This window comes from Mesorhizobium sp. M1A.T.Ca.IN.004.03.1.1 (assembly GCF_003997555.1).
Lineage (GTDB): Bacteria > Pseudomonadota > Alphaproteobacteria > Rhizobiales > Rhizobiaceae > Mesorhizobium.
Window position 1 is genome coordinate 1 of record NZ_RZTV01000404.1, and the last position, 267, is coordinate 267.

Below are 267 nucleotides of genomic sequence, written 5' to 3' on the forward strand. Positions count from 1 at the left end.
GGCCGCCCCGTTGCAGAGGTGTTCGATGCCGTCGTCAACCCGAAGAAGCTCAGCAGCTATTTCACCACGATCGGCGGCGCGAGCGCACCGCTCGTGAAGGGCACGAACACGATCGAAACGTCCGGATTTGCCTGCAGCATATTCTGCATGATCTGGAATCCTTCGTCCTGGCTCCAGATGTTCGAGAACTGCTCGGCGACAACCTTGACGTCTGGATATGCCTTGAGAGATTCAGCGCACCCTTTCGAGCGGTCGACTTCCGGCGTC

The 267-nt window shown here is 58.8% G+C and carries 2 pseudogenes; one reads left to right on the top strand and one right to left on the bottom strand.

The window, feature by feature from the left end:
- Positions 1–105 (top strand): annotated as a pseudogene (locus EOD29_RS32175) (ATPase); the annotation flags it as partial.
- Here the strand turns inward: EOD29_RS32175 and EOD29_RS32180 are convergent.
- Positions 105–267 (bottom strand): annotated as a pseudogene (locus EOD29_RS32180) (sugar ABC transporter substrate-binding protein); the annotation flags it as partial. The pseudogenes EOD29_RS32175 and EOD29_RS32180 sit on opposite strands and share 1 nt — an antisense overlap.